Source organism: Mangrovihabitans endophyticus, assembly GCF_014646155.1.
Lineage (GTDB): Bacteria > Actinomycetota > Actinomycetes > Mycobacteriales > Micromonosporaceae > Actinoplanes > Actinoplanes endophyticus.
This window is the reverse complement of record NZ_BMMX01000032.1, coordinates 21,226-47,676: the sequence shown is the minus strand read 5'-3', so window position 1 is coordinate 47,676 and position 26,451 is coordinate 21,226. Positions and strand designations below refer to the sequence as shown.

Below are 26,451 nucleotides of genomic sequence, written 5' to 3'. Positions count from 1 at the left end.
CTACCGTGACCGAGGTGTGGGACGACCAGACGCCGGGGCTGTGCCCACTGCCGACCGGCCGGCGAATACGCGGCCGCGGGCTGCGCGACCCGATGCCCGACGGCCCGCCACCCACCCTCGGCGTCTACCTGACCGGCCGCCGCCCACCCCGGTACGGCTGGGAAACCCACTGGATCCGATGGCCCGACTTCTGGCTGCCCACCGACTCCGCCGCCGCCACCGCCACCCTGCGGGAAACCTGGAAACGCGCCGCGCACGAACGCGTCGAAATCGCCTGCAGCGGCGGGAAAGGGCGCACCGGCACCGCACTGGCGGTACTCGCGGTCCTCGACGGTGTGCCAGCCGCCGAAGCCGTCGCCTACGTCCGCGCCCACTACTCGCCCCACGCGGTCGAAACACCGTGGCAACGGCGATACGTGCGACGCACCCACGCCCTCGGCAAACCCCGCCACCCCTGATCAACCGCCCGCCCCAACCACAGCGTCCCGCCGCGCACGATCACTCGCGGCCACCAGCAACGCCGCCACCACCGCACACCCCGCCGGCACCGCCGCCACCGGCGCCAGCCACAACGGCCCCCAGCCCACCGACAACACGACACCACCCAGCGCCGCACCCAACGCACCCGCCGCGCCCGCCACCGACACATTGACCGCCGCCGCCAACCCCGCCGCCGCCGGCCCCGCCCGACCCATCAACCACGTCTGCACCAACGGCACCACCACGAACGCCGCACCGCCCATCAGCACCGGACCCGCCAACGCCAACGGCGAACGCAACACCACATCCTGCACCAGCAACACCACCGCCAGCGCCGCCACCGCCGCCGGCAACCACCGCCCGATCCGCGCCGGCGCCACCCGCCCCGCGATCAGATTGCCGGCCACCGTGCCCACCCCGTAACCCGCCAGCGCCGCACCCACCCAACCCGGCCCGAACCCGGCCACCGCGCGCAACACCGGCACCACATACGTGAAAACCGCCACGAAACCGGTCAACGCCAACAGGGTCACCGCCAAACCAGCCAGCATCGGCCCGCCCAGCACCGCCCGCACACTCGACGCCAACCCCCCTGGATCACCCACCGGCAGACGCGGCACGGCCACCCAGACCCCCACCAGCCCCGCACCGGCCAACGCCGCCACCGCCACGAACGTCACCCGCCACCCATACGCCGCACCGACCAGCGCACCCAACGGCAAACCCGCCACCGTGGCCAACGCGAACCCGCCGAACAACCGGGCCACCGCCGCCGTCCGCCGCCGCTCCGGCACCGCCGCCATCAACACCTGCGAAGCCACCGCCATGAACAACGCCTGCGCCAGCGCCGACCCCGCCCGCGCCGCCATCAGCGCACCGTACGAACCCGCCACCGCGCACCACAACGCCGACACCACAGCCAACGCCATCGTCGCCGCCAGCAAACCCCGCCGCGGCACACGACGGGTGACCACCGCCGCCACCGGACCACCCACCGCGCCGACAAGCATGTACACCGTCACCAACTGGCCGGCCACACCCACCGGCACCCCCACATCGGCGGCGATCTGCGGAAGCAAACCCACCAGCACGAACTCCGCCGTCGCCACCGCGAACGAACACACCATCAACACCGCAACAATCACCGGCAGACGGTAAAGCCTCACATCGGCGTTAAGGTCAAGCATGACAACCGGCGACCCAGACAGCGCAAACCTCCGCATCGGAGACCTCAGCGCCCGCACCGGCGCCACCGCACGCATGCTGCGCTACTACGAGGAACAAGGCCTGCTCACACCACGACGCACCCCGGCCGGCTACCGCCTCTACACCCCCGACGACGTGAAACGCGTCGCCCGCATCCGCTGCATGCTCGCCGCCGCACTACCCACCACCGTCGTCCGCCACGCCCTGGAATTCCTATCCGGCACCAGCACCGCCGCCTCCGAAAAACCCGGCGAACGCACCCACCTCGCCGCGAGCCTCCGGCACGAAATGACCGCCCTCGACGAACGCATCCAAGCCCTCACCCACAGCCGCGACCTGCTCGCCGTCATCCTCACCGACATACGCAACGAGACAGTCGGACCCGGCCGGCCCGGCGACACCAGCGCCACACCCCCACAAACAGCGGTCCGCCGCACCGGACCCCGCGAACCCCACCGCACCACCGCGGACTGACCATCACCGGCCAGCCCGCAACCCACTACCATCAGCCGGTGCCCGTCTCCCCCTACATCCGGCGCCTGCGCGCCCACATCGGCACCGACCTGATCCTGCTCCCCGGCGTCAGCACCGTCGTCCGCGACCACACCGGACACATCCTGCTCGCCCGCCGCAGCGACAACGGACGATGGTCCCTACCCGCCGGCACCGTCGACCCCGGCGAACAACCCGCCGACGCCGCCCTGCGCGAACTGTACGAAGAAACCGGCGTGCACGCCCGCATCGAACGACTCGGCGGCGTCGCCACCCACCCCGTCACCTACCCCAACGGCGACCGCTGCGAATACCTCAACGTCTGGTTCCGCTGCCGCGCCACCGGCGGCACCGCCCGCGTCAACGACGACGAATCCACCGCCGTCGCCTGGTTCCACCCCGAACAACTCCCCGACCTCGACGACTGGGCCACCCTGCGCATCAACACCACCGCCGACCCGCACGCCCCCGCCTGGCACGCCGACCCCGGCTCACACCACCACGCCCTCACCAACCCCGGCGCCCTCTGACCCACCCGGCCAACCGCCGCGGTCACGGCCGCCACCGGCGACGCCGACCCGACCGCACCACCGCCGTCACCGCCATCGCCACCAGCACCAACCCGACACCCGCACCCGCCACCACCAACGCCGCATCCCGCGACCGCTCCCGCCGCAACTCCCGCGCCGCCACCAGCGGATCCGCACTGCGCGCCGACACCGGCACCGGACCCGCCGGCTGCTCCGGCCCCAACGTCTCGGTCACCGCACGGTACGGATTCAGCACCCCGAACCCGTACCCGTCGCTGCGCCGCCCACCCGGCGCCGGATCCGCCGTCGCCACCAGACGCCGCCGCACCTGCGCCGGCGTCGACCCGGGAAACCGCTGCACAATCAACGCCGCCGTCGCCGACACGAACGGCGCCGCGAAACTCGTCCCATCACCCACCGTGTGCCCGGACCCCACCGCCGCCACCGTCACCCCGGACCCCGGCGCCACCAGATCCACATAGTCACCGCGCTGCGAATAGTCCGCCCGCACCCCGTCCGCCGTCACCGCACCCACACCGATCACCCCCGGATAGGCCGCCGGGTACGGCGTCGCATTCGCCTGCCCCGCCCCACCGTTGTTCCCCGCCGCCGCCACCACGACCACACCCCGGTCGAGCGCCTGCGCCACCGCCGCGCGCACCCGCCGGTCATCCACCCCGGTCACCAACGACAAATTGATCACCTGCGCACCGCCACCGGACGGATCCGACGCCCACCGGATCGCCTGCGCGAACTGCCCCAGCCCGCCCTGCGCCCCCACCGCCTTGCCGTCGATCTCCTCCTGCTCACTGATCCGCACCGGCACCACCGTGGCGTCCGGAGCCAGACCATGGAAAACCACCCCCCGCACCGGGCCGGCAACGATCACACTCGCCACCCCGGTGCCGTGCCCGGCGCAGTCCTGCCGCCCGTTCGCCCCACCGCGCAGGAAGTCCCGGCCCGCCGCAACCCGCCCGGCGAGCTGCGGATGCTCGTCGTCCACCCCGGAGTCCACCACCGCCACCCGCACATCCCGGCCGGTGGCTATCGCGGCGAGCCGGTCCAGGTCGTACAGCCGATCCTCGTACGGCGTGGCGGTGCTGACCGGGCCCGGCTGCGGAATCGTGTCGCACGGCGCCGCGGCGACGGCGCCAGGCGCACCGGCGAATGTCACGGCGCAGGTCAGCAGGCCGGCCGCCGCCACACCGGCAGCGGCACGCGGTACCGCCGTCACGCGCACGCCTTCACCCCCCGCCCGACCCCGACGCCGCCGGTGTGGCGGCGTCGACGCGCAGCGATGGTATCGGACCCGGCCGATCCTTCCGCAGCGCCGAAAGGGCGGGCTCACGTCAAATTTTGGTGTTGTCGTTGATTCCTTTTTGGGGTGTGCCGTACGTTGCCGAGCTCGGGTGGGCTCACGCACACCGCGTAAGCCGTCCTAGGAAGATAGGAAATGAGGGAGCGCGACCCGCACGGGCGACATCGGCGCAGTTGGCACGTCCCGGCGGCGGACGGCGCTACCGTTCCCGTGATGAACGAGATCGCCACCGGGGCTCACGGGATTGGGCCAGACGCCGACGCGCCGCCACCGTCCACACCCGCCACTGCCGGTGCGGACGCGGCTGGTCCGTCCGGCGACGGCGACGGCCACGCCGAGACGCGGCCCTGCGCCCACTGCGGCCGGCCTGTCCCGCAGCGGGCCGCCGCCGGCCGGCCGTTCCGCTACTGCCGGGACAACGACGGCGCCTGCCAGCGCGCCTCCCGCAACGTGCGGATGCGGCACCGCTCCTCCCCCGGCCTGGCCGGTCAGGTCGCCCGCACCTGGGAGGTGGTGGACCGGCTGGACCAGTTCGTCGGCACCCTCAGCGAGGCCCTGCACGCCGAGCTCTCCCCCGCCGGGGTGGAACGGCAACTCGCCGAGATCCGCGCGGAGACCTCCCGCCACCTGGCCGCCGCGCACGCCGAACGCGACGACGCCCGCCGGGAGGCGGACCAGGCCACCGCGGACGCGGCCGCCGCGCACCGGGAGGCCGAGCTCGCCGCGGACGAACGCGACGAGGCGGCCCGGGCCGCGCAGGCCGCCCAAGCTCAGCGGGAACAGGCCGAATCCGACCGCGACGCCGCCGCCGCGCGGGCCGAGGCGGCGCAGCGTGACCTGGCGCAGTCCCGCAAGCAGGCCGACGACGCCCGCCGGGACCTGGACGCGGCCCGCGCGGGACTGGACAACGCCCAGCGCACCGTGGAGGCGGCCCGCGCGCAGGCGGCCCAGGTGACCCAGGACCTGCACGCCGCGACCCGCGCCGCCGAACTCGCCGGACGCGACGCGCAGGTCGCCCAGCGCGACGCCGACGCGGCCCGCGACGCCCTGGCGGCGGCGCAGCACCTCGTCGAGCAGACCCGCGCAGATCTGCAGGAGGCCCGCCGGGAACAGGACCGTGCGCTGCGGGAACGCGACGCGGCAAGGGCCGACGCGCAACGGCTCGGGCAGGACTTGGACGCGGCGCGCGGGGGCCTGGAGACGGCGCAGCAGACCGCCGGAGCGCTGCGCGACGACCTGCACGCGGCGCGCCGGGACGCTGAGCAATCGGCACGCGAGGCGGCGCTGGCGAGCGCGGACCGTGACGAGGCCCGCGCGCAGACGCAGGCCGCCCGCGAACAGGTCGCCCGGCTGGCCGCGGAGTTGGACGCGGCGCGGCGCTCGGCTCAGGACGCGGCTGTCGCGCAGGACCGGGTGGCTCAGCTCTCCGCCCAGGTCACCGATCTCGCGTCGGCGCTGGCCGCGCTCGGCGGCGCCAACAGCACGGGCGCCAGCAGCACGGGCGGCACGGATAAGGTGGTGCCGACTGCGCGGTGATCGCGCCATGCGCAGACATCCCAAACAACCGTAAAGTGGATCAAGGTGCGCGGGCGGGCGTTCGCGCCTGACGGGAACCGGCCGCGGGCGGCTACCCTCGTAGGTGTTAACACCGCCGACACACAGCCATGCCGGCACACAGCCATGCCGACGCGGCCACGCCGACGCATAGCCGGCCAGCACCACCAGCTAGCCAGTACCACGATGAACCAGTGCCACGGCGGCCACCGGAATCCGGTGACCGCCCCTCTCGTTACACCAGACGAGAGCAGCGCCACGACCGAGGGGAAAGCCGATCATGGGCGAACGCATGCTGCGCGGCAGCCGTTTGGGTGCCGTTAGCTACGAGTCCGACCGCAACACCGAACTGGCGCCCCGGCAGACCCGAGAGTACCTCTGCGTCAAGGGCCACCAGTTCGAGGTTCCGTTCGCCGTCGACGCCGAGGTCCCGATGACCTGGGAGTGCAAGTTCGACGGAAGCGTGGCCCGGCTGGTCGACGGCAACGAGCCCGAGCAGAAGAAGGTGAAGCCGCCGCGCACTCACTGGGACATGCTGCTTGAGCGCCGGTCGATCTCCGAGCTGGAGGACATTCTCAACGAACGGTTGCAGGAGGTGCGCACCCGCCGCGGTCGCTGACCGCGGAACCGCCTCCACACCAATGATGCCGCCCCGCCGTTGCGGGGCGGCATCACGCGTCAACGGACGATTTCCCCCTCAACGATGTCGCCGGTCGGCGCCTGCGGCGCGGGCGGGTCCTCCTGGTGGACACGCACCCGGCGGGGGCCGAACAGATCACCCGCCACCGCTGAGGACACCCGGCGCTCGGCCGCGCGGCGCACGCCGTGGCGGGTGAGCACTCGCACCGGCGGCACCAGCAGGAGCAGCCCGGCCAGCCCGCTGAGGAACCCCGGCGCCGCCAGCAGCAGCGCGCCCAGCAGGCCCACCAGCGAATGGCTCACCTGGTCTCCGGGTGGCCGGCCGTCCTGCGCGGCGTCCCGGAACGCGTGCCACCCGCGCACCCCTTCGCGGCGCAGCAGCATCAGACCGGTCACGCTGAACGCGGCGAGGGCGAGCAGCGCCCAGCCGGCGCCGACGGCGTGCACCGCCGCCACGAACGTGGCGATCTCGGCGACCGCCAGCACCAGCACGACGACGGGAACAAGGGCGAGACCGCGGCGCATCATGCCTTCCAGCATGACACGGAAACCTGTCAGGGCCAGGTGGAGCCCCGACGGGGCCGGCGGCCCAGCCGGTTCAGCAGCGCGTCCCGGCGGGCCTGCACGCCCCACAGGGTCACGCGCAGCAACTGCTCCTTGAAGATGTTGCCGCTCATCTTGCTGGCGCCGCGTTCGCGTTCGGTGAAGGTGATCGGCACTTCGGCGATGCGGAAGCCCTGCCGGTAGGCCCGCCAGGCCAGTTCCACCTGGAACGAGTATCCCTGGGAGGCGACGGTGTCCACGTCGATGGTGTCCAGCACGGACATCCGGTAGGCGCGGTAGCCGCCGGTGGCGTCCTTGAACGGCATGCCCAGCGCCAGACGGATGTAGATGTTGCCGCCGCGGGACAGCAGCAGCCGGTGCATCGGCCAGTTGTGCACCGAGCCGCCGGGCACGTACCGGGTGCCGAGCACGGCGTCGACCTCGCGCAGCACGTCCAGCATCGCGGTGAGCTCTTCGGGGGCGTGCGACCCGTCGGCGTCCATCTCGACGACCGCGTCGTAGCCCTTGTCCTTGGCCCAGCCGAAACCGGCCACGTAGGCGGCGCCCAGGCCTTCCTTGCCAGCGCGGTGCAGCACGAAGATGTGGTTGTCGGCCGCGGCGAGTTCGTCGGCGATCGCCCCGGTCCCGTCCGGCGAGTTGTCGTCGGCGACGAGGATGTCCACGGCGGGCACCGCCCGGCGCACCCGGTCCGTGATGAGCCGGATGTTCTCCGCCTCGTTGTAGGTCGGGATGATCACGAGGACCCTGCCGATCCCCGGATATCCTTCCGCCTCGCTCACCGTTCCTCCGCCGTCCTCGGGTGCGCGTCCCCGCCGCCGCGCCGGCGGCGCAGCGGGAACGCGGCGATGATCGCGACGGCGGCCAGCACGACAGCCGCCATCTCGGGCCGGTTGCCCACGCGAGTGGCTAGCGTACGCGCTCCGCCGAGCCGCATTTCACGCACTACCACCGCATCGACGTTGAAGCCGGTCGAAGCCCGCACCTGCCCCGCCGTGCCCACGAACGCGGACACCCCGACGGTGGACGCCATCAGCGACTCGCGCCCGTGCTCCACCGCCCGCAACCGCACCATCGCCAGTTGCTGCCGGGCCTCCGCCTCGTCGAAGGTGGCGTTGTTGGTCTGCACCGCGAGGATCTGCGCGCCGCCGGTCACCGTGTCCCGGACGATCCCGTCGTACGCGACCTCGAAGCAGATCACGTCGCCCAGGGTGACCGGGCCGGCCCGCACCACTCCGGGCCGGTCACCGGAGAGCATGTTCTTCACCAGCTCGACCTTGTCCGACACGAGACGGGCCACCGGGCGCAGCGGCATGTACTCGGCGAACGGCACGGGATGCCGTTTCACGTACGTCTGGTCGAGGTCCGGGCCGGTGACCGGCTGCCAGAGGATCCCGGCGTTCTTGATCTCGCCCGGGGTGTCGGTGTGCAGCACCGCGCCGACCAGGATGGGCGCCCGGATCGCGGACGCCGCGGCGGCGATGCGCTGGGCTGCGTCCGGGTTGCGCAGCGGGTCGATGTCGCTGGAGTTCTCCGGCCACACCACCAGGTCCGGCTGGGGGCGGCGCCCGGCGGCCACGTCACCGGCCAGCCGCAGCGTGGCGTTGACGTGGTTGTCCAGCACCGCGCGGCGCTGCGCGTTGAAATCCAGGCCGAGCCGGGGCACATTGCCCTGCACCAGCGCCACCACGGCCCGGGTGCCGCCGGGCGCGGCGGCGGGCAGCAGCGCCCCGCCGGCCACCAGCAGCGCCCCCGCGGCCAGGTAGCCCAGGCCGCCCAGCAGGGCCGGGGTGCTGACCGGCCGGAGCCGCCGCCACATCAGAGCCGCCAGCAGCCCGCCGGTGGCCGCCACCACGAACGTGACAAGCGGCGCGCCGCCGAGCACCGCGAACCGCAGGGCCGGGGCGTCGCCCTGGCTGAACGCCAGCCGGCCCCACGGGAAACCCCCGAACGGCGCCCGGTCGCGCAGCGCCTCCTGGGCGGTCCACAGCAGCCCGGTGACCAGCGGCCACAGGGCACGCCACCGGTCGATCAGCGGGGAGGTCCACGCGGCGGCCAGGCCCAGCAGGGCCAGGTAGCCTGCCTGCGCGCCGGACAGCAGGATCCACGGCAGCCAGCCCGCCGCGAAGCTGGTCCAGTGCAGCATCGGCACGAAACACGTCAGCCCGGCGATCAGGCCCAGGCCCAGCCCGGCGCGCAGCCGGCGGCGGTGGGTGGCGACGGCCAGCAGGGCGGTGCCGGCCGGGGCGAGGAACCACCACCCGAACGGCGGGAAGGCGAACAGCAGCGCCAGGCCGGCGGCGGCGGCCATGGCGACGGCCGCCCAGCGGCGCACCGGCTGCGGCGCGGGCGCGGGTGTGGTGGCCTGCGCGGTGGGGGGCGGCAACGTCATGGTCACGAGCGGAAGGCTACCTGCCGACGAGGCGTCGCAGCCTGCCGCATCATCGCCGCCTGCCGGATCACCGACGGGCGGTGGGCACCGCGGCGCGGCCCGCCCGTGCAGGCCGCGCCGCGGTTGTTGCCTCGTCCGGCACGGTCGGCGCGGCAGTCGGTGGAGTCGGCACCTTCGGACCGGCGCGCACACGGGCTGGCGGCCCGCGGCATGCCGTTGTCTACTGGCCCCGCTGCACTGCTGACGCCACCGGGTCGCGGCCGGTTCGCGCCGCCCCGCCGACCCCCACCCCCTGGACCTGGCGTGCGCACGCTCCCGAGCGGTGCCGCAGCGGGCACCGGTGCCGGGGACGGCGGCCAGTGGGCGAAGGAACGAAGCGAACAACAACCGCTTGCCGTGTTGGACCCGAAGACGGTACGTCGGCACCCCGGCGGCCTGTCAACCGGCCCGCAACGCCATGGGCGTGTCGCACCCGTCGGCGTGTCACGCGGCACCCGAACGGGCGACGGCGCTCACTCCGTCAGGCGGGTCAGCAGCCCCGCCGCCGCCCGCGGATGATCCGCGGCGAGCAGCCCGGCCGCCGCCAGCACGTAGTCGGCGTCCACCACACGGCGGGCGGCCTGCGGCGGCACCCAGCCGCCGCCGGTGTCGCCCAGCACCGCCGCGAGCACCGCCGGGCCGCCACCGTGCCGCAGCACCCCGCCGGAGCCCACCACCAGCCGCACGTCACGCAGGTCCCGGCCGCCGGTGCGGGGCAGGCCCGGCCCGCTGCGGTGCCCGCGGGCGTGCCGGCGCGACGCCACCACCGCGGCGACCGCGGCCAGTTCCCGGTCCGTCACGCCCGAGTGCCGGCGCGCGCCGGGCAGGTCCGGGACGGGCAGGTCCGGGACGGGCAGGTTCTCCGCCCGCGCCGCCGCGACCGCACCGGGCGCGCCGGCCGCCACGCCCAGGTCGCCCTCCACCGTGCGGGACCGCCATGCCGTGCCCGCCACGTCGCGGCGCGGCCCGGTGTCCCGCTCGGCGTCCGGCACCAGCGCCGAGTACACGTCGGTGGTCGCCCCGCCCACGTCGATCACCAGCACCCCGGCACCGGTCATGTCGGCGAGCACCTCCACCCCGGCGAGCACCGCGTCCGGGGTGGCGCAGCGCACCAGCGAGGCGAACCGGCGGCCGCGGGAGAGCCGTTTGCCGCCGATGACGTGTTCCAGGAACACCGCCCGGACCGCCGCGCGGGCCGGGCCGGCGTCGAACACCCCGATGCGGGGCAGCACGTTCCCGGTGACCGTCACCGGCACCCGGCGCTCGGCCAGCGCCCGCGCCGCGTCGGGGCGGGCCTCGGCGTTGCCGGCCACCACCACCGGCACCCGCAGGCGGGCGGCGGCCAGCCGGCGGGCGTTGTGCAGCAGCACCGACCCGTCACCGCCGTCGGTGCCGCCGGCCAGCAGGATCACGTCGGGGCGGGCAGCGCGCAGGCCGTCCAGGCCGGCGGCGTCCAGCGGCCCGGCGGCCACATGCACCACCCGGGCACCGGCGGACAGCCCGGCCCGGTGCGCGGCCTCGGCGGTCACCAGCGCCTCGTACCCGACCACGGCCAGGCGCAGACCGCCGCCGGCCGACGAGCAGACGTACCACCCGGCCGCGCCGGCGGCGGTGTCGCCCAGCGCCGACACCGCCGCGTCCAGCCCGGTCAGCACGTCCGAGGACGCGGTGGTCGGCGTCTGCGTCCCGCAGATCAGCGCGCCGCCGTCCAGGTCCACCAGGCAGGCCTTCGTGTACGTCGACCCGACGTCCACGCAGACCGCACGGTGCACGGCGACGCCGCTCACGGCTTCGGCGGCACGACCACGGTGCCGGTCGCGGTCACCGCCACGATCGGTTCGTCCAGCACCGCCGCCGCCGAGGCGTCACCGCCACGGCACACCACCCGGGCGGTGAACTCGATGCGCCGCGACCGGGTGCCTACCCGCACCACCGTGCCGGTCGCCTCCAACATGTCACCCGCGCGCACCGGCGCCCGGAACTGCACGTCGTCGTAGCACGCGAACAAACCCTCGTCGCCGTCCATCCGGATGCAGATCTCCGTCGCCACGTCACCGAACAGGCCCAGCGTGTACGCCCCGTCGACCAGGTGCCCCGCGTAGTGGGCGTGCGCGTACGGCACGTACCGGCGATGCGTCACCGTGATCATCAGCGTTCCCCCTCGTCGCCGAACAGCGCGTGCACCAGGTACGACGCCACCTCGCGGGGCGTGGTGCCGCGGCCGAAGATGCGGTCCACGCCCAGCTCGGCGGCCATCAGCTCGTCGAACCGGGGACCGCCCACGATCAGCAGCGGGCGCCGCCCGGCCGGCAGCGCCTCCCGGAACGCCGCCGCCATCGCCCGCGTGTTGTGCAGATGCGCGTCGCGCTGGGTGACCACCTGCGACACCAGCACCGCGTCCGCGCGGCGCGCGCGGGCCGTCTCCACCAGGTCCGGCACGGACACCTGCGCGCCCATGTTGGTCACCGCCATCTCCCGGTAGTACTCCAGGCCCTTCTCCCCGGCGACGCCCTTGACGTTGAGGATCGCGTCGATGCCCACGGTGTGCGCGTCGGTGCCGATGCACGCGCCCACCACCGACAGTTTGCGCCGCAACCGCCGTTTGATCACCGCGTTCACCGCGCCGGCGCCCAGCAGCGGATAGTCGCGTTCCACCACCCGCACGGCGGCGGTGTCGACCAGGTGCGTCACCCGCCCGTACACGACGAAGAAGGTGTGCCGCTCACCCATCTGCCGGGCGTGCACCAGCATCGCCGGGTCCATGCCCATCGTCGCGGCCAATTGCAGCGCGGCGCCCTCGGCGCGCTTGTCGTGCGGCACCGGCAGGGTGAACGACAACTGGGCCATGCCGTCGCCGGTGGTGTCGCCGTACGGGCGGACGACGCTCATGGGTGTGCCTCCAGCGCCTCGGTCACCGGGTTGTAGTAGTCCTCGGCGTGCGCCGCCACCCCGTCGCGGCCCTTGCCCCGGTCCGCGGGCCGCTTCATGATCCCGAACGTGCCGTCGCCGATCGCGGTCAGCAGCGTGTCCCCGACGATGCGTTCCAGCAACCGCACCGCCTCCGCCAGCACCCGCGACGCCCGCTGCTGAATGAACCCGCCGGGCGCCGGCACGAAATCCTCGTGCAGGTTGCCGGCGCCGTCCAGCACGTACCGCACGTTCTGCAGGGCGATGTCCCGGTCGCTCAGCCACGGCGTCACCACCGCCTCGGTCATCATCCCGACCAGCAGAATGCCCTGCCCGGTCAGCGCCCCCGCCAGGTTGAAGAAGCCGTCCAGCAGGTTGCCGCGGAACACGTCCCCGGTCATGTGCTTGGTCGGCGGCATCCACTTCAGCGGCGCGTCCGGGAACAGCTCCCGGGCCAGCAGGGCGTGCGCCAGCTCCATCCGGAACGACTCCGGCAGATCCGGGTTGATCTCGAACGCGTGCCCCAGGCCGAGCAGCGCGTCGCCCAGCCCCGCCTCGTGCGCGAAGTATTCGTTGAGCAACTGCGACACGGTCACCGTGTGCGCCGCGTCCACCGCGTCCGCGGTGGTCAGGTAGTTGTCCTCACCGGTGTTGATGATGATGCCCGCACGGGCGTGCACCTGACGGGAGAACCGCTGGTCGACGAACGTGCGCACCGGGTTGATGTCGCGGAACAGGATGCCGTACATCGAGTCGTTGAGCATCATGTCCAGCCGTTCCAGGCCGGCCAGCACCGCCATCTCCGGCATGCACAGGCCGCTCGCGTAGTTGGTCAGCCGCACGTACCGGCCCACCTCCCGGCTGGTCTCGTCCAGCGCCGCACGCATCAGCCGGAAGTTCTCCTGCGTCGCGTAGGTGCCGGCGAACCCTTCCCGGGTGGCGCCCTCCGGCACGTAGTCCAGCAGCGACTGCCCGGTCGACCGGATCACCGCGATCACGTCCGCGCCGGCCCGCGCCGCCGCCTGCGCCTGCGGGATGTCCTCCCTGATGTCGCCGGTGGCCACGATCAGATAGATCCACGGCCGGCGCGGCGGGTCACCGTGCCGGCGCACCAGCCGCTCCCGTTCCGCCCGGCGGGCGTCGATCCGTTTCAGCCCCGCGCCGGTGGCCCGCTTCGCCGCCCGCCGGGCCGCGGTGACCTGCGCACGCCGGTCCGGCACCGCGAACCGTACGGCGCCCGCCGCGGCCTTCTGCGCCAGCGCCGTCACGTCGTCCAGACCCTGGCCGGCCAACGCGTGGAACACCGGCACGGCCGCCCCGTGCGCCAGGCCCACGTCCGCGCGGACCGCCTCCACCAGGTGATTCACCCACGGGATGCCGTCCGGGTCGGCGCCGCGCACCCCGGCCAGGCGCAGCACCGCCCGTTCCACCGACACGGTGGTGTGCGTGCGCGCCAGGTCCACCACCGGCCGGCCCGCCCGAGCCGCCAGCGCGCGGGCCCGCCGCACCAGCTCCGGATCCAGGTCCAGCTTGCCCACCGTCACCCCTCGAAGATCGTCTCGCCGCGCAGCACCGTGCGCCGGCACACCGGCCGCGGCGGCACCACCCCGTCCACGTCCGGCAGCAGCACCGGCAGCCCACCGTGCACCCCGCCCGGGGCGTCCCACACCGCGAACGTGGCCGGCGCGCCCGGCGACAACACCCCCGTGTCCGGGCGGCCCGCGGCCCGCCACCCGCCGCGGCTGGCCGCCGCGAACGCCGCCCGCACGCTCATCCGGTACGCCGGGTTGCGCGGCGCCGCCGCACCGGCCACCATCGCCCACGGGTCCATCGCGGTCACCGGCGAATCCGACCCGAACGCCAGCGCCACCCCGGTGGCGTGCATCGCCCCCACCGGATTGGACGCCAGCGCCCGGGGCACGCCCAGCCGCTGCGCGTACATCCGGTCCGGTCCGCCCCACAGCATGTCGAAGCCCGGCTGCACGGACGCCGTCACGCCGAACTCCACCATCCCCGCGATCATCGCCTTGTCGGCCAGCTCCACGTGTTCGATGCGATGCCCGCCCGCGCGCACCCGATCCACCCCGACCGTGCCCGCGGCCAGCGCGAACCCCTCCAGAACCGTGGCGATGGCCGCGTCCCCGATGGCGTGAAAACCGCCCTGCACGCCGACGCTCATGCAGTCCAGCAGATGCCCGGCCGCCTGCTCCGCGGTCACGAACGCCTCGCCGCAGCCCGGACCGTCCACGTACGGCTCCCGCAGCGACGCCGTCCGCGACCCCAGCGCACCATCGGCGTACAGGTCCCCGGCCGCGCCGACCGCGCCCAGTTCCCGGGCCTTGGCCGCACCGCCCAGCTCACCCCAGTAGCCGAACACCTCCGGCAGTCCGGCGCCGGACAGGGCCAGCACCGACGCGAAATCCGCCTCGCTGGACGTGCCCGGCCCGGCGCACTCGTGCACCGCCGCCACCCCCGCCGCGGCCGCCGCCGCCAGCGCGGTGCGCTGCGCCGCGGTCCGCTCCTGCGCGGTCAGCGACCCCAGCGCCACCGCCCGCGCCGCGTGATGCGCCTGTTCCTTCAGCCAGCCCGACGCGTCGTAGCCGGGCGTGTCCGCGGCGCTGCCCAGCAGCGGTGCCGACACCAGCGCCGAATGCACCGACGCCTGCGACAGATACACCCGGCGGCCGTCCGCCGCCCGGGTCAGCTCGTGCGCGCCGGGTGGCGTCTGATCCGCCCACGTCGACTCGTCCCACCCGTGCCCGTGCACCACCGCGCCGGACGGGCGGCCCGCCGCGAACGCCCGCACCGCATCCAGCAACTGCCCCGCCGAGCGCACCCCGGACAGGTCCAGCCCGCCGGCGGTCAGGCCGGTGTCGGTGGCGTGCAGATGCGCGTCCACGAACGCCGGGGTGACCAGCGCGCCGCCCAGGCCGACCGTGACGTCCGCGGACGGCGCGTCGGCCTCGGAACCGAGCCAGTCGATGCGGCCGTCACGAACCAGCATGGCGGTGGCCCGCGGGTCCGCGGCGCTGTAGAAGCGGCCGCCGCGGTACAGGGTCACAGGGTGAGAGGTCATGCGGGTCAGTGTCCCGCGACCCGCTGCGCCAGCAACGCGCGCAACGCGGGCGTCTCGCGCACCAGCTCCAGCGCGAACCCGGCGTGCCCCGGCACGTACCCGTTGCCGATCAGCATCGTCACGTCCGCGGCCAGCCCTTCGGCGCCCAGCGCCGCAGCGGCGAAGCTGGTGGCCATCGAGAAGAAGATCACCGTGCCGCCGTCCGCGGTGGACAGCACCGCACCGTGCTCACAGCCGGGCACGTCCACGCAGACCACGGTCACCGTGGCGGGTCCGCCGAGCGCGTCGGTGACGGCGGCGGACACGGCCACCGGGTCCCGCGCGTCGGCGATCGCGACCCGGTCGGCGAGGCCGGCGCGCACCAGCGCGTCCCGCTCGGCGGCGGACACCACGACGGCGGCGGTACGCGCCCCGGCCCGCCGCGCCGCGACGAGCGCCAGCGATCCGCTCTTGCCGGCGCCGCCGAACACCGCGACGGTCACCGGGCCGCCGGACGGCTCTCCGCCGCCGGCTCGCGCGGCTGCGGTCGCGGCTCGTGCGGCGGCGTGGCCGCGTGTCACCCGGTCGGTCAGGGCCGGCGCGCCGCACACGTCGAACACCGCCAGCGCCAGCTCCGGCGGCAGATCCGCGGGCAGTGTCGCGGCCGGCGCGCGCCCGCACAGGATGGCGTGCCCGCGCGCCGGAACCTGCTCACTCAGCCCGTCCCAGCCGGCCAGCCCGTCGGTCACCACCAGCGGCGTCAACGTCAGGGACACCAGGGTGGCCACCCGGTCACCGGGTCGCAGCCCCAGCGGCGACGCCGGACCGGCCTCCTCCACCACGCCGATCAGCATGCCGCCGGAACCGGTCACCGGGTTCTGCATCTTCCCCCGGTCGGCGATGATCGCGAGCACGTCGGCGCGCACCGCGTCGCCGTCGCCGCCGTGCTGGCCGGCGAGCTGCCGGAAGCTTGCCGCGTCCAGGTTCAGCCGTTCCACCCGCAGCCGCACCTCGTCGGGACCGATCCGCGGCGACGCGTCGAGCCGCCACGCCGCCTGCGGCAGCACGCCGGGCGGGTCGAGCACCCGCGACATCCCCGCCGGAACCGGACCCGCCGATGATGGATCCGCCGGGGGCGGCGTTGGTGCACGGTCTGACATAACCTCGCCCGATCTCGAAACACGTCGGCAGTAGTCGTGCCTTACCGTAAATCCTACGGGCATCTTGTTTCTAGACCGGAGATTCTCCAGTACGGTCGAGGAGACCGCCGATCAAGGAGGCCCCGTGACCGCGACTCAGGTGACCGCGACCCAGGCGACTGCGAGCCAGGTGACCGCGACCCAGGCGACCGCCACCCAGCCGTACGTCTACCGCCGCCGGGAGCTCACCGAGCCCGACTGGACCCGCCTGCCCGGCTGGCGCGACGTCACCGCCGCCCAATGGGAGTCCGCGCAATGGCAGCGGGCCAACTGCGTGAAGAACATCCGGCAGCTACGCGCCGTGATGGGCGACCTGCTCGCCGAGTCGTTCTACACCGACCTGGAGACCGATCAGCAGCGCCTGGCCACCATGTCCATGCTGATCCCACCCCAGATGATCAACACCATGGTGCCGGACCGGGTGCCCGGCACCGCGTCCTTCTACGCCGACCCGGTGCGCCGCTACATGATCCCGGTCGCCACCGACCGCCACCTCGACTGGCCGTCGCACCCGCACGCCACCCGCGACTCGCTGCACGAACACGACATGTGGGTGGCCGAGGGACTGACCCACCGCTACCCCACCAAGGTCCTCGCCGAACTGCTGCCCACCTGCCCGCAGTACTGCGGGCACTGCACCCGGATGGACCTGGTCGGCAACAACACCCCCGCGGTCGACAAGCTGCGCCTGTCCCTCAAACCCGCGGACCGGTACGCCGCGCACCTGGACTACCTGAAGACCCATCCGGGCGTACGCGACGTGGTGGTCTCCGGCGGCGACGTCGCGAACGTGCCCTGGCGGCAGTTGGAGACGTACCTGATGGGCCTGCTGTCGGTGCCGTCGGTGCGCGACATCCGGCTGGCCACCAAGGCGCTCATGGGCCTGCCTCAGCACTGGCTGCAGGACCATGTGGTGGAGGGCCTGAACCGGGTGGCGATCACGGCGCAGCGCCGCGGCGTCAACCTGGCGGTGCACACCCATGTGAACCACGTGAACTCGCTGACCCCGCTGGTGGCCCGCGCGGCCCGGACGCTGCTGGAGGTGGGCGTGCGCGACGTGCGCAACCAGGGCGTGCTGATGCGGGGCGTGAACGCGACCACGCCGGACCTGCTGGACCTGTGCTTCGCGCTGCAAGGCGAGACGGGCATCCTGCCGTACTACTTCTACATGTGCGACATGATCCCGCACGCCGAGCACTGGCGGGTGCCGGTCTGGCATGCGCAGCGCCTGCAGCACGACATGATGGGCTACCTGCCGGGATACGCGACGCCGCGGATCGTGTGCGACGTGCCGTTCGTGGGCAAGCGCTGGGTGCACATGGTGGACGAGTACGACCGCGACCACGGCATCTCCTACTGGCGCAAGAACTACCGCACCAGCCTGGAAACGGACGACGCCGAGGCGCTGTCGAAGCTGCACCCCTACTACGACCCGATCGACACGCTCCCCGAGCCGGGCCGGCAGTGGTGGCGCCGGCAGACGGACGGCTGACCCCGCCGGCATAGCCGTCGCTGGCGGCCAGTGGCGTGGTCACGGCGCGCACACCGCGTACGGCATCCTAGGAAGATAGGATATGATCCGTTCCATGACCGATCGCCAGGCGCACGCGAACTCGTTCGGACCCGTCGCGGACCTGTACGAACGAGCCCGCCCGCCCTACCCCGCCGAGGCCCTCGACTGGCTGCTCCCGGCCGGTGCGACGCGCGTGCTGGACCTGGGCGCCGGCACCGGCAAACTCGCCCGCCAGCTCCACACCCGCGGCCTCGACGTCACCGCCGTCGAGCCGTCCGAAGGCATGCTCGGCCAGCTCCGGCGCGTGCTGCCCGGCGTGCCCGCCATCATCGGCACCGCCGAATCGGTGCCGATGGCCGACCACACCGTCGACGCCGTCCTGGTCGCGCAGGCCTGGCACTGGGTCGACACCGAACGCGCCGTTCCGGAGGCGGCGCGGGTGCTGACCCGCGGCGGACGGCTGTGCCTGCTCTGGAACCAGCGCGACCAGCGGCGCGACTGGGTGCGACGGCTCGGCGAGATCATCGGCGTCGAGACCCCGCCCACCGCCGACATCGGAGCCCCGTTCGGGCCGGCCACCACCGCCGAGTTCCGCTGGACGCACCGGATCGGCCCGGACGAGCTGCTGGACCTGGTGGCCTCGCGCAGCAGCGTCATTCTGCTGCGCCCCGACGAACGGGCGGCGGTGCTGGGCCAGGTGCGGCAGCTCGCGGCGACCCACCCGGAACTGGTCGGCCGCACCTCCTTCGACCTGCCGTACGTGACGCGCTGCGTCCGTGCGGACCTGCCGGGCGCCTGACCGTCAGCCCGCGGGACGGGCCGTCGGCGCCGGCTCCACCGCGGGGGCCCGCGGCGGGCGATTCTCGTACGGCGTGGACAGCACCACCGTCGTGCGGGTCGTGACGTTGGCGGCGGTGCGGATCTCCTGCAGCAGCCGCTCCAGGTCGGCGGGGCTCGCCACCCGGACCAGCAGCATGTAGAAGTCCTCCCCGGCCACCGAGTAACACGAGTCGATCTCGGACAGATGCGCCAGCTTGTCCGGCGCGTCGTCGGGTTGCGACGGGTCGAACGGCCGGATCGCCACGAACGCGGTCAGCGGCAGGCCGAGCGCCTCATAGGACACCCGGGCGGCGTAGCCGCAGACGACGCCGCGCTGTTCGAGCCGGCGCACCCGCTGATGCACCGCGGACACGCTGAGCCCGACCCGTTCGGCGAGGTCGGTGTACGACAGCCGGCCGTCCGCGGTGAGGGCGGCGACGATCGCCCGGTCGATCTCTTCCACCCGGACACCCTAATTCACCGGGCGAGAACCCCGGGCGGCTACAACGACCGGCTGATGACCAGCCGCTGGATCTGGTTGGTGCCCTCGACGATCTGCAGCACCTTCGCCTCCCGGAACCACCGCTCCACCGGGTGGTCGCTGACGAACCCGTACCCGCCGAGCACCTGCACCGCGTCGGTGGTCACCTTCATCGCCGTGTCGGTGGCGAACAGTTTGGCCTGCGCCGCCTCGATCGAGTACGGCCGGCCGGCATCCTTGCGCCGCGCCGCGGCGAGCGTGATCGCACGGGCCGCGGCGACCTGCGTGGCCATGTCCGCGAGCAGGAACGCCACGCCCTGGAACTGCGCGACGGGCCGGCCGAACTGTTGCCGTTCCCGCGCGTACGCGGCGGCGTAGTCGACGGCGGCCTGCGCCAGTCCCACCGCGCACGCCGCGATGCCGAGCCGCCCGGCGTCCAGGGCCTCCATGGCGATGCGGAACCCGGCGCCCTCCCCGCCGACGAGCCGGTCGCCGCGGATCCGGGCGTCGTCGAAGACGATCTGCGCGGGTGCGGACGAGCGCAGGCCCATCATCCGTTCGGGGTGCTGCGGCAGGATGCCGGGCGTGTCCGCGTCGGCGAACAGGCAGGAGATCCCGCGCGAGCCGGGCCCGCCGGTACGGCAGAAGATCGTGTAGAAGCCGGCGCGGCCGCCGTGCGTGATCCAGGCTTTGGTCCCGTTGACCACCCAGTCGTCGCCGTCGGCGACCGCCCGGGTGGCCAGGGCGGCGGCGTCCGAACCTCCCTGCGGCTCGGACAGGCAGTACGCGCCGAGCGTCTCGCCACCGAGCATGTCCGGCAGCATCTTGCGCTGGCGTTCGGTGCCGTGCGCGGCGACCGGGTAGCACGCCAGGGTGTGCACGCTGACGCCTTCGGCGATGGCCAGCCAGGCCCCGGCCAGCACCTCGAGGACCTGCAGATACACCTCGTACGGTTGTCCCCCGCCGCCGTCGGCCTCGGGGTAGGGCAGGCCGAGCAGCCCGGCCCGTCCCACGGTGCGCAGCACCTCCCGGGGGAATTCGCCGCGCGCTTCGAAACCGGCGGCCTGGGGTGCGAGCTCCCGTCCGGCGATCTCCCGGGTCAACGCGAGAAGCTCGTACGCCTCGTCACTGGGCAGGATACGGTCGACCGTCACCCCGCTAGCTTAACGGTCGTTCGGGTCACGGCGCTCGCCCTCGGCCCCGAGGGGTCGACGCGCCGCGAGGCATACGGCCAGGGCGGACCCGGCATGTGCCACGCTGAACCGGTGACCGACCGACCGATGCTCGCCGTCGACGCCCCCAGCCTGTACTTCCGTGCCTTCCACGGCATCCCGGAGAAAGCCGCGCAGACCGACCGCGGCGAACCGGTGAACGCCGTGCGCGGCTTCATGGACATGCTGGCCCAGCTCATCCGCACCCGGCGCCCCGACCGGGTGGTGTGCGCCCTGGACAACTCCTGGCGCCCGGCGTGGCGGGTGCGGCTCGTCCCGTCGTACAAGAAGCACCGGGTCAAGCACGCCGACGTGGAGGACGTGCCCGCCGCCCTGGTGCCGCAGATCCCGGTTCTGCTCGACGTGCTCCGCGCGGTCGGCATCCCGGCCTTCGGCGTCGACGGCTACGAGGCCGACGACGTGCTGGGCACCCTCGCCGCAACCCAGCCGGCGCCGGTCGAGGTCGTCTCCGGCGACCGTGACCTGTTCCAGGTGGTCGACGACGCGCGCGGCACCCGGCTGCTGTACTGCGGTCGCGGGGTGGCCAAGCTCGAGGACAGCGACGACGCCGCGGTGGCCGCCAAGTACGGCGTGCCCGCACGCCGTTACGCCGACTTCGCCGCCATGCGCGGCGATCCCAGCGACGGGCTGCCCGGCGTGCCGGGTGTCGGGGAGAAGACGGCCGCCCGGCTGATCACCCGGTACGGCGGCATCGACGACATCCTGAGGGCGCTGGACGACCCGCAGGCGGGCTTCGCGCCCGGGGTACGCGCCAAGCTGGACGCGTCCCGCGACTATCTGGCGGCGGCGCTGCCGGTCTGCACAGTGGCGCTCGACGTGCCGCTTCCCGGCTTCACACCGGACCTGCCGACGGCGCCGGTGGATCCGGACGCGTTGCTGGAGCTGGCCGAGCGGTGGAACCTCGCCGGCGCGGCCCGCCGCCTGGTCGACTCCCTCACCGGGTGACCCGGACCTCTTACGGAGTTGTTCGCCGCGCCGTTTCGAGGTTGTCCTTGTAGATCGCCAGCACCCGGTAGATCCCGTGCGTGAACTTGGTGTACGGGGCGATCGCGAACGCCACCACCACCGCCGCCAGGTGGACGACGAGCACCGCGCTGAACAGCGGCCCGGTGCGCAGCACGAGCGTCAGCAGGCCGGACACGGCGAGCAGCGACAACGCCCACAGCAGGTGGTGATCCGCGCGCCGCGTGGCGTCGGTGCCGAGGTCCGGGAGGCTGCGCCGTTTGAGGGCCAGCAGTCCGAGGCATCCGGCGACGATGGCGACGCCGCCGACAGTGCCGGTGACGACCGGCACCGACCAGTAAGGATAGGGCGGCATGACCGCCAGGACCTTCTGCATCAAGGCCGCCGAGGCGGTGGAGAGCACGCACAGCCCGAACCCGTACGACACGGCCAGATGAAGCCGGCGCCGCAGCGGGCTCGGCTCGCCGGCCGGGTAGTCGCATCCCTGCCCGCCGCCGTGCATGTGCCGCAGGTGCGCGGCCTGCACCAGGGTCACCGGCCAGTGGCTGCGATGCGCCAGGTCGCGCAGCGGACCGTGGACGTCCGCCCAGTACCGGCGCGCCGCATCGGCGAGCACCACCATCGAGTACCCCGCCGGACCGCCGGCCACCAGCACCATCACCAGGTGCGGAAGGATCTCGTAGGGGGAGCCCGGATCCGCCTGGGCGGACAGGAAACGGCCGGTGGTGGCGTAGCCGAGCAGGGTCAGCAGAACCGCCACGGCCAGGAACCCGAACAGCGCCCCGCGACGACCACCCAGCCACCGCGGCGCCCGGCGCGGCCACACGTACCGCCGGTAGGTGTCCTCCCGCACCTGGGCGAAGACCTTGGGCGGGTTGAGCGCGAACTCGTGTGGCGCGGTGTACATGCACGCCGCGAAGCAGTCTCCGCAGTCGTGGCAGAGGTTCGCCAGGTGCGTCACGTCCGCCGTGGTGAGGTCGGTGCGCAGCGTCAGGGCCGGCCAGACCGGGCAGTACCCGGCGCAATACCGGCACGCGTTGCAGACGGTGAGCTGCCGTTGCGCCTCGGCGAACAGGTCATCCATGGGCATGCCGAGCCGCCTGGCGTCCCGCGATCCGGCCCCACACGGTGCCGATCGTCATGCCGAAACCGGCCAGGTAGCCGGTGCTCAGAATGTTGCCGGACATGATCTCTCCCGCCGCGTAGACGTTGTCGAACGTGCCGCCGTCCGCCCGGCGCACCCGGGCGTGCTCATCGACGCCCACCCCGAGATAGGTGAAGGTGATTCCGGGTCGCATCGGCACGCCGTAGTAGGGCGGGGTGTCGAGCCGCTGGGCCCAGTTGGACTTCGGCGGTTCGAGGCCCACCGTCGCCAGCCCGTCCCGCTCGGCCATGGAGAAGCGACCGCCGGGTCCCCGGTCCACCCCCGCGTTGTACGCCGCGACCGTCTCCGCGATCGCCACCGGGTCGAGCTCCAGTTGCTTCGCGAGCCCCTGCGGGTCCGGCGCCTCGAACGCCCCGTACATCGGCGGCAGGAATTGCCCGCGCACCTTGGCGTCCCACAGCGCGAACGCGATCTGGCCGGGCTGCCCGGCGATGTTGCGTCCCCAGGTGGCGTACCGCTTCGGCCAGATGTCCTCGCCCTCGTCGGCGAAGCGCCGGCCGTCACGGTTGACCACGATCCCGAACGGGATGCTGTCCAGGCGGGTGGCGATGCCGCCGTCGAAGCGCGGGCTGCGCGCGTCGACCGCGACGGCGTGGAATCCTCGTTCCTCGCCGGCCCGGGCGGCGCCGGCGGCGAACAGCCGGGCCAGCACCGTGCCGTCGTTGTAGACCGGGCCGCGGACGTGGTAGTTGAGCGCCGCGTCTCCCCAGTACCGCCGCAACCAGTCGATGTTGGCCTCGAACCCGCCGCTGGCGGCCACCACCGCGCCGGCGCGCACCCACCGCTCGCCGCCGGTGGAGCGGATCAGCAGGCCGGTGCAGCGCGGGCCGTCGAAGCGCAACTGCTCCACGCTGGAGTCGTAGGCGACGGTGATGCCCAGCCGCGACGCGGTCCGGTAGTAGGAGTTGATCAGGGCTTTGCCCCCACCGAGGAAGAATCGGTTGGTGCGGCCCAGGTGCAGGGTGCCGGTGAGCGCCGGCTGCCACCGGGCCCCGCGCGCGGACATCCACGCGGGCACCGTCGCGGACTCCCGCACGGTCAGCATGGCGAGTTCCTCGTCGCTCGGCCCGTCGCCCACTCCGCACAGATCCGACCACAGCTCGTCGGCCGGGTAGGCGCCGGTGTGGAACTCGTCGGCGTCGGCGTGCACGCAGCGGACGTTGCGGGTGTGCCGGCTGTTGCCGCCCCGGAAGACCACCGGGGCGCGCTCCACCAGCAGCACCCGGGCTCCCGCGTCGGTCGCGGCCATGGCGGACACCAGCGCGGCGTTCCCGCCCCCGGCCACCACCACGTCCCACTGATCGTTCATCGGTCCGGCCAGCCGAAGGTGGGTTCCGGGTGCGGCAGGGGCGGCAGGTCCCAGGTGGCCGCGGCCGGCGGCCGGACCTGCGGGTCCACCCGAACGTCCAGCACGGTGGGCCGGCCGGAGGCCAGCGCGGCCTCCAGCCGCCCGGCCAGATCGCCGGGCCGCTCGACGACCGTGCCGTCGGCACCCATCGCCCGGGCCATCGCGGCGTAGTCCGCGGTGTACGCCGCGCCGGTCGCCGCGGTCCGGAACGAGGTCGCCAGCTCGCGACCATCGCCGAAGTAGCCCGCCTGCTGGTCGCGGATGGACATGAAGCCCTGGTTGTTCCAGACGATCCACACCACCGCGATGTCGTACTGGACGGCCGTCGCCACCGCACTCGGCATGAGCAGGAATCCGCCGTCGCCGACCACCGCGACCACGGGACGGCCCGGGGCGGCGAGCTTGGCGCCCAGCGCACCGCCCACTCCGAAGCCCATGGACGCGAACCCCCAGCTCTGCAGGATCGTGCGGGGCGCGTACGCCGGCCACTCCTGAACGATCCAGTTGTGGTGCACGCCGACGTCGCTGATCAGGATGCCGTCGCCGGGCAGCGCCGCACGCAGTGCGGCGAGCAGCCGTTGCGGGCGGATCGGAACGGCGTCGCTGGAGCGCTGCGGGGTGACATGCCGGTCCCAGTGCGCGGCCCAGCCCGCGATGTCCTCGCGCCACCGGGCGCGGGGCGCGTGGTCCGGTCGCAGCGCCGCCGGGTCGAGCCCGGGGTCGCCGCCCGAGCGTGCGCGGGCCAGCTCGGCGAGAAGCTGGCCGACGAATTCGTCCGGGTGGGCCGCCACGCCCAGCGCCACCGGGAAGTTGCGGCCGATCTCCGCCGGGTCGACGTGCACGTGCACGAGCCGTGTGGGCGGCACCGCATACGTGTAGCCGGGCAGCCAGGAACTGGTCGCCCGGTCGTCGAAGCGGGTGCCCAGGGCCAGAATCACGTCGGCCGAGCGGGTGGCCCGGTTTGCCTGGTAGGTGCCGTTACGGCCGGTTGAGCCGAGCGCCAGCGGGTCGCGGTCGTCGAACGAGCCCTTGCCCAGCGGGCTGTTCGCCACCGGAACGCCGAGCGCGGTCGCCAGCTCGTGCAGCCGGGCCGAGGCGTCGGCCAGCTCCACGCCGTACCCGGAGACGATCACCGGCCGTTGCGCGGTGACCAGCATGCGCAGAGCGGCGGACACATCCGTCGCGCTGGCCGCGGCACGGGGTGAGAACCCGGACCGCCACAGCCCGGGGTCCGGGTTCCGCGCGTGGGTGGCCTCCACGAACACGTTCAGCGGGACGTCGAGGTTGACCGGCCCGGGGCGGCCCTGGGTCATGGTGGCGAACGCCTGCCGCAACATCAGCGGAAGCTGTTCCGGCCGGGTCGCCTGGTAGCTGCGCTTGACGTAGGGCCGGATCACCGACGGGAAATCGGCCTGGTGGTGCCGGCCGGTCTCCTGGAAGGGGCCCCGGTTGAACTGGCTGGTGGCGACGTTGCCGGTGATCGCGAGGAACGCCGACGAGTCCATCAGCGCCGACCCGAGCGCCACCGGCAGGTTGGCGGAGCCGGGACCGCAGGAGGTGAAGGTGACCACTGGCCGGTGGCTGACCCGGTAGTAGGCGTCGGCCATGAACCCGGCCACGGACTCGTGGTGCACGGAGATCGTGCTGATTTCCTTCTGCCGGTCGTACAGGGCGTCCAGCAGACCGAGGTCGCCGTGCCCGCACATGCCGAAGGCATAAGGCACGCCCTCGGCGATCAGATAGTCGACGATGAGTTCGGCACCGGTGCGGCCGCTCATGCTGTGCTCCTTGTCGCTGCCGGGCTGGATCGGTGGTGCGCGTGAGCGGGGTGACAGCGCGCGTCAGCCCCCGGTGGAGGACAGCGGCGCGTACTCCCCGACCTCGCGATGGGTGAGCAGTGGCGCAGCCTGCGCCAGCACCAGGTCCCGGAAGTGGGCGGTGGCCACGTGCGCGTCGCGCGCGGTCACGTCGGCGTACTCCTCCAGCAGAACGAACCTGCCGGGCTCGGTGGTGGCCTCCCAGACGTCGAACCGCAGACAGCCGTGCTCCGCGCTGGATCGGCCGGCCAGCTCCCGCAGGATCGAGCGCACCCGGTCGGCTGTCTCCGGGGCGGCCCGCCACCGCGCGACGATCCGCACGGGCGGCGAGCCGGATCGGTCGGCGAGGACCGGCGTGGCCGGTGGGCCGTCCCCGGGCCTCACCGTGCGATGCCCGGTGGAGAGGTGACCACCACGAACTCCAGCTCCCGCTCGCCGGTGGACATCAGCGAGTGCCGCATCCGGGCCGGCACGAACATCACGTCACCCGCGCCGACCATGCGGGTCTCCTCGCCGCAGACGGCCCGGCCGGCCCCGGCGAGGAAGTAGTACACCTGCTCGGCCGACTCGTGCAGGTGCTCCTCCACGTACCCGCCGGTGGGATATCGGGAGGTGCGGAAGTCGAAGTGTGCGCTGCCGTGGCTGTCCGGTCCCACCAGGTATCGCGAGTACGCCCTGACATGGCCGGGCGGCTCGGTCCACGGCACGTCGCCCTCGTTCAGAAACGGCATCGGTCGCTCC

The 26,451-nt window shown here is 73.5% G+C and carries 26 protein-coding genes; 8 read left to right on the top strand and 18 right to left on the bottom strand.

What is annotated here, in order from left to right; translation table 11 throughout:
* Nucleotides 1-5 precede the first annotated feature (5 nt).
* The gene (locus IEY73_RS25145; RefSeq protein WP_229716134.1) at nucleotides 6-458 is read left to right on the top strand and encodes a protein-tyrosine phosphatase family protein; all 453 of its coding nucleotides are present in this window, start codon (nucleotides 6-8) and stop codon (nucleotides 456-458) included.
* Here the strand turns inward: IEY73_RS25145 and IEY73_RS25140 are convergent, their stop codons facing one another.
* Nucleotides 459-1,625, bottom strand: a complete 1,167-nt coding sequence (locus IEY73_RS25140) for an MFS transporter (RefSeq protein WP_189081777.1) — start codon at nucleotides 1,623-1,625, stop codon at nucleotides 459-461.
* A gap of 40 nt (nucleotides 1,626-1,665) precedes the next feature.
* Here IEY73_RS25140 and IEY73_RS25135 point away from each other — a divergent pair, with 40 nt between their 5' ends.
* Nucleotides 1,666-2,160, top strand: coding sequence for a MerR family transcriptional regulator (locus IEY73_RS25135; RefSeq protein ID WP_189081776.1), 495 nt, complete (start codon nucleotides 1,666-1,668; stop codon nucleotides 2,158-2,160).
* Nucleotides 2,161-2,198: 38 nt separating this feature from the next.
* Nucleotides 2,199-2,708, top strand: a complete 510-nt coding sequence (locus IEY73_RS25130; protein ID WP_189081775.1) for an NUDIX hydrolase — start codon at nucleotides 2,199-2,201, stop codon at nucleotides 2,706-2,708.
* Between the two features lie 22 nt (nucleotides 2,709-2,730).
* On the opposite strand, the gene mycP is transcribed toward IEY73_RS25130, so the two are convergent.
* Nucleotides 2,731-3,942: a type VII secretion-associated serine protease mycosin gene (gene mycP, locus IEY73_RS25125; RefSeq protein WP_189081774.1), complete on the bottom strand. Its 1,212-nt coding sequence runs from the start codon at nucleotides 3,940-3,942 to the stop codon at nucleotides 2,731-2,733.
* 297 nt (nucleotides 3,943-4,239) lie between these two features.
* On the opposite strand from mycP, the gene IEY73_RS25120 reads away from it, so the two are divergent.
* Together IEY73_RS25120 and IEY73_RS25115 are read left to right on the top strand one after the other, a co-directional pair.
* Entirely contained in the window at nucleotides 4,240-5,562 is a 1,323-nt protein-coding gene (locus IEY73_RS25120; RefSeq protein WP_229716133.1) for a coiled-coil domain-containing protein, read from the top strand.
* A gap of 298 nt (nucleotides 5,563-5,860) precedes the next feature.
* Nucleotides 5,861-6,199: an RNA polymerase-binding protein RbpA gene (locus tag IEY73_RS25115; protein WP_189081773.1), complete on the top strand. Its 339-nt coding sequence runs from the start codon at nucleotides 5,861-5,863 to the stop codon at nucleotides 6,197-6,199.
* A gap of 59 nt (nucleotides 6,200-6,258) precedes the next feature.
* Here the strand turns inward: IEY73_RS25115 and IEY73_RS25110 are convergent, their stop codons facing one another.
* From IEY73_RS25110 to kdd, 9 genes are all read right to left on the bottom strand, one after another.
* Nucleotides 6,259-6,744 (bottom strand): FxsA family protein, encoded by a 486-nt coding sequence (locus IEY73_RS25110; RefSeq protein ID WP_189081799.1) that lies wholly within the window; start codon nucleotides 6,742-6,744, stop codon nucleotides 6,259-6,261.
* Nucleotides 6,745-6,773: 29 nt separating this feature from the next.
* A complete protein-coding gene (locus IEY73_RS25105; RefSeq protein WP_189081772.1) occupies nucleotides 6,774-7,562 on the bottom strand; it encodes a polyprenol monophosphomannose synthase in 789 nt (262 codons plus the stop codon).
* Nucleotides 7,559-9,172, bottom strand: a complete 1,614-nt coding sequence (gene lnt / locus IEY73_RS25100) for an apolipoprotein N-acyltransferase (RefSeq protein WP_189081798.1) — start codon at nucleotides 9,170-9,172, stop codon at nucleotides 7,559-7,561. Before lnt ends, IEY73_RS25105 begins: the two co-directional genes overlap by 4 nt.
* Before the next feature lie 512 nt (nucleotides 9,173-9,684).
* The gene (locus IEY73_RS25095; RefSeq protein WP_189081797.1) at nucleotides 9,685-10,983 is read right to left on the bottom strand and encodes a glutamate mutase L; all 1,299 of its coding nucleotides are present in this window, start codon (nucleotides 10,981-10,983) and stop codon (nucleotides 9,685-9,687) included.
* Between the two features lie 11 nt (nucleotides 10,984-10,994).
* Nucleotides 10,995-11,360: a 3-aminobutyryl-CoA ammonia lyase gene (kal, locus tag IEY73_RS25090; protein ID WP_189081771.1), complete on the bottom strand. Its 366-nt coding sequence runs from the start codon at nucleotides 11,358-11,360 to the stop codon at nucleotides 10,995-10,997.
* Nucleotides 11,360-12,100: a lysine 5,6-aminomutase subunit beta gene (gene kamE / locus IEY73_RS25085; RefSeq protein WP_189081770.1), complete on the bottom strand. Its 741-nt coding sequence runs from the start codon at nucleotides 12,098-12,100 to the stop codon at nucleotides 11,360-11,362. Before kamE ends, kal begins: the two co-directional genes overlap by 1 nt.
* The gene (gene kamD, locus IEY73_RS25080) at nucleotides 12,097-13,656 is read right to left on the bottom strand and encodes a lysine 5,6-aminomutase subunit alpha (RefSeq protein WP_189081796.1); all 1,560 of its coding nucleotides are present in this window, start codon (nucleotides 13,654-13,656) and stop codon (nucleotides 12,097-12,099) included. The genes kamE and kamD overlap by 4 nt, the downstream gene beginning before the upstream one ends.
* A gap of 2 nt (nucleotides 13,657-13,658) precedes the next feature.
* Nucleotides 13,659-15,194, bottom strand: coding sequence for an amidohydrolase (locus IEY73_RS25075; RefSeq protein ID WP_229716132.1), 1,536 nt, complete (start codon nucleotides 15,192-15,194; stop codon nucleotides 13,659-13,661).
* A gap of 5 nt (nucleotides 15,195-15,199) precedes the next feature.
* Nucleotides 15,200-16,267: an L-erythro-3,5-diaminohexanoate dehydrogenase gene (gene kdd, locus IEY73_RS25070; protein ID WP_189081769.1), complete on the bottom strand. Its 1,068-nt coding sequence runs from the start codon at nucleotides 16,265-16,267 to the stop codon at nucleotides 15,200-15,202.
* A 205-nt stretch (nucleotides 16,268-16,472) separates the two neighbouring features.
* On the opposite strand from kdd, the gene IEY73_RS25065 reads away from it, so the two are divergent.
* Together IEY73_RS25065 and IEY73_RS25060 are read left to right on the top strand one after the other, a co-directional pair.
* Nucleotides 16,473-17,864, top strand: a complete 1,392-nt coding sequence (locus tag IEY73_RS25065) for a KamA family radical SAM protein (protein ID WP_229716136.1) — start codon at nucleotides 16,473-16,475, stop codon at nucleotides 17,862-17,864.
* Nucleotides 17,865-17,958: 94 nt separating this feature from the next.
* Nucleotides 17,959-18,684, top strand: coding sequence for a class I SAM-dependent methyltransferase (locus IEY73_RS25060; protein ID WP_189081768.1), 726 nt, complete (start codon nucleotides 17,959-17,961; stop codon nucleotides 18,682-18,684).
* A gap of 3 nt (nucleotides 18,685-18,687) precedes the next feature.
* Here the strand turns inward: IEY73_RS25060 and IEY73_RS25055 are convergent, their stop codons facing one another.
* Both IEY73_RS25055 and IEY73_RS25050 read right to left on the bottom strand, forming a co-directional pair.
* On the bottom strand, nucleotides 18,688-19,167 hold the full coding sequence (locus tag IEY73_RS25055) for an Lrp/AsnC family transcriptional regulator (RefSeq protein WP_189081767.1): 480 nt from the start codon (nucleotides 19,165-19,167) through the stop codon (nucleotides 18,688-18,690).
* Nucleotides 19,168-19,205: 38 nt separating this feature from the next.
* On the bottom strand, nucleotides 19,206-20,339 hold the full coding sequence (locus IEY73_RS25050) for an acyl-CoA dehydrogenase family protein (RefSeq protein WP_189081766.1): 1,134 nt from the start codon (nucleotides 20,337-20,339) through the stop codon (nucleotides 19,206-19,208).
* Between the two features lie 93 nt (nucleotides 20,340-20,432).
* Between IEY73_RS25050 and IEY73_RS25045 the strand changes: the two genes are divergently transcribed.
* Complete coding sequence (locus IEY73_RS25045; protein WP_189081765.1) at nucleotides 20,433-21,362, top strand: 5'-3' exonuclease; 930 nt, start codon at nucleotides 20,433-20,435, stop codon at nucleotides 21,360-21,362.
* A gap of 10 nt (nucleotides 21,363-21,372) precedes the next feature.
* On the opposite strand, the gene tcuB is transcribed toward IEY73_RS25045, so the two are convergent.
* The 5 genes from tcuB to IEY73_RS25020 all read right to left on the bottom strand — a co-directional run bounded on the left by tcuB (nucleotide 21,373) and on the right by IEY73_RS25020 (nucleotide 26,441).
* On the bottom strand, nucleotides 21,373-22,470 hold the full coding sequence (gene tcuB, locus IEY73_RS25040; RefSeq protein WP_189081764.1) for a tricarballylate utilization 4Fe-4S protein TcuB: 1,098 nt from the start codon (nucleotides 22,468-22,470) through the stop codon (nucleotides 21,373-21,375).
* Nucleotides 22,457-23,854 carry an FAD-dependent tricarballylate dehydrogenase TcuA gene (gene tcuA, locus IEY73_RS25035; RefSeq protein WP_189081763.1) on the bottom strand — a complete coding sequence of 466 codons (1,398 nt, stop codon included), beginning with the start codon at nucleotides 23,852-23,854 and terminating at the stop codon, nucleotides 22,457-22,459. The genes tcuB and tcuA overlap by 14 nt, the downstream gene beginning before the upstream one ends.
* Nucleotides 23,851-25,671: a thiamine pyrophosphate-binding protein gene (locus tag IEY73_RS25030; protein WP_189081762.1), complete on the bottom strand. Its 1,821-nt coding sequence runs from the start codon at nucleotides 25,669-25,671 to the stop codon at nucleotides 23,851-23,853. The genes tcuA and IEY73_RS25030 overlap by 4 nt, the downstream gene beginning before the upstream one ends.
* Nucleotides 25,672-25,734: 63 nt before the next feature.
* Nucleotides 25,735-26,094, bottom strand: coding sequence for a putative quinol monooxygenase (locus IEY73_RS25025; protein WP_229716131.1), 360 nt, complete (start codon nucleotides 26,092-26,094; stop codon nucleotides 25,735-25,737).
* On the bottom strand, nucleotides 26,091-26,441 hold the full coding sequence (locus tag IEY73_RS25020; RefSeq protein ID WP_189081761.1) for a cupin domain-containing protein: 351 nt from the start codon (nucleotides 26,439-26,441) through the stop codon (nucleotides 26,091-26,093). Before IEY73_RS25020 ends, IEY73_RS25025 begins: the two co-directional genes overlap by 4 nt.
* Between the last annotated feature and the right edge of the window lie 10 nt (nucleotides 26,442-26,451).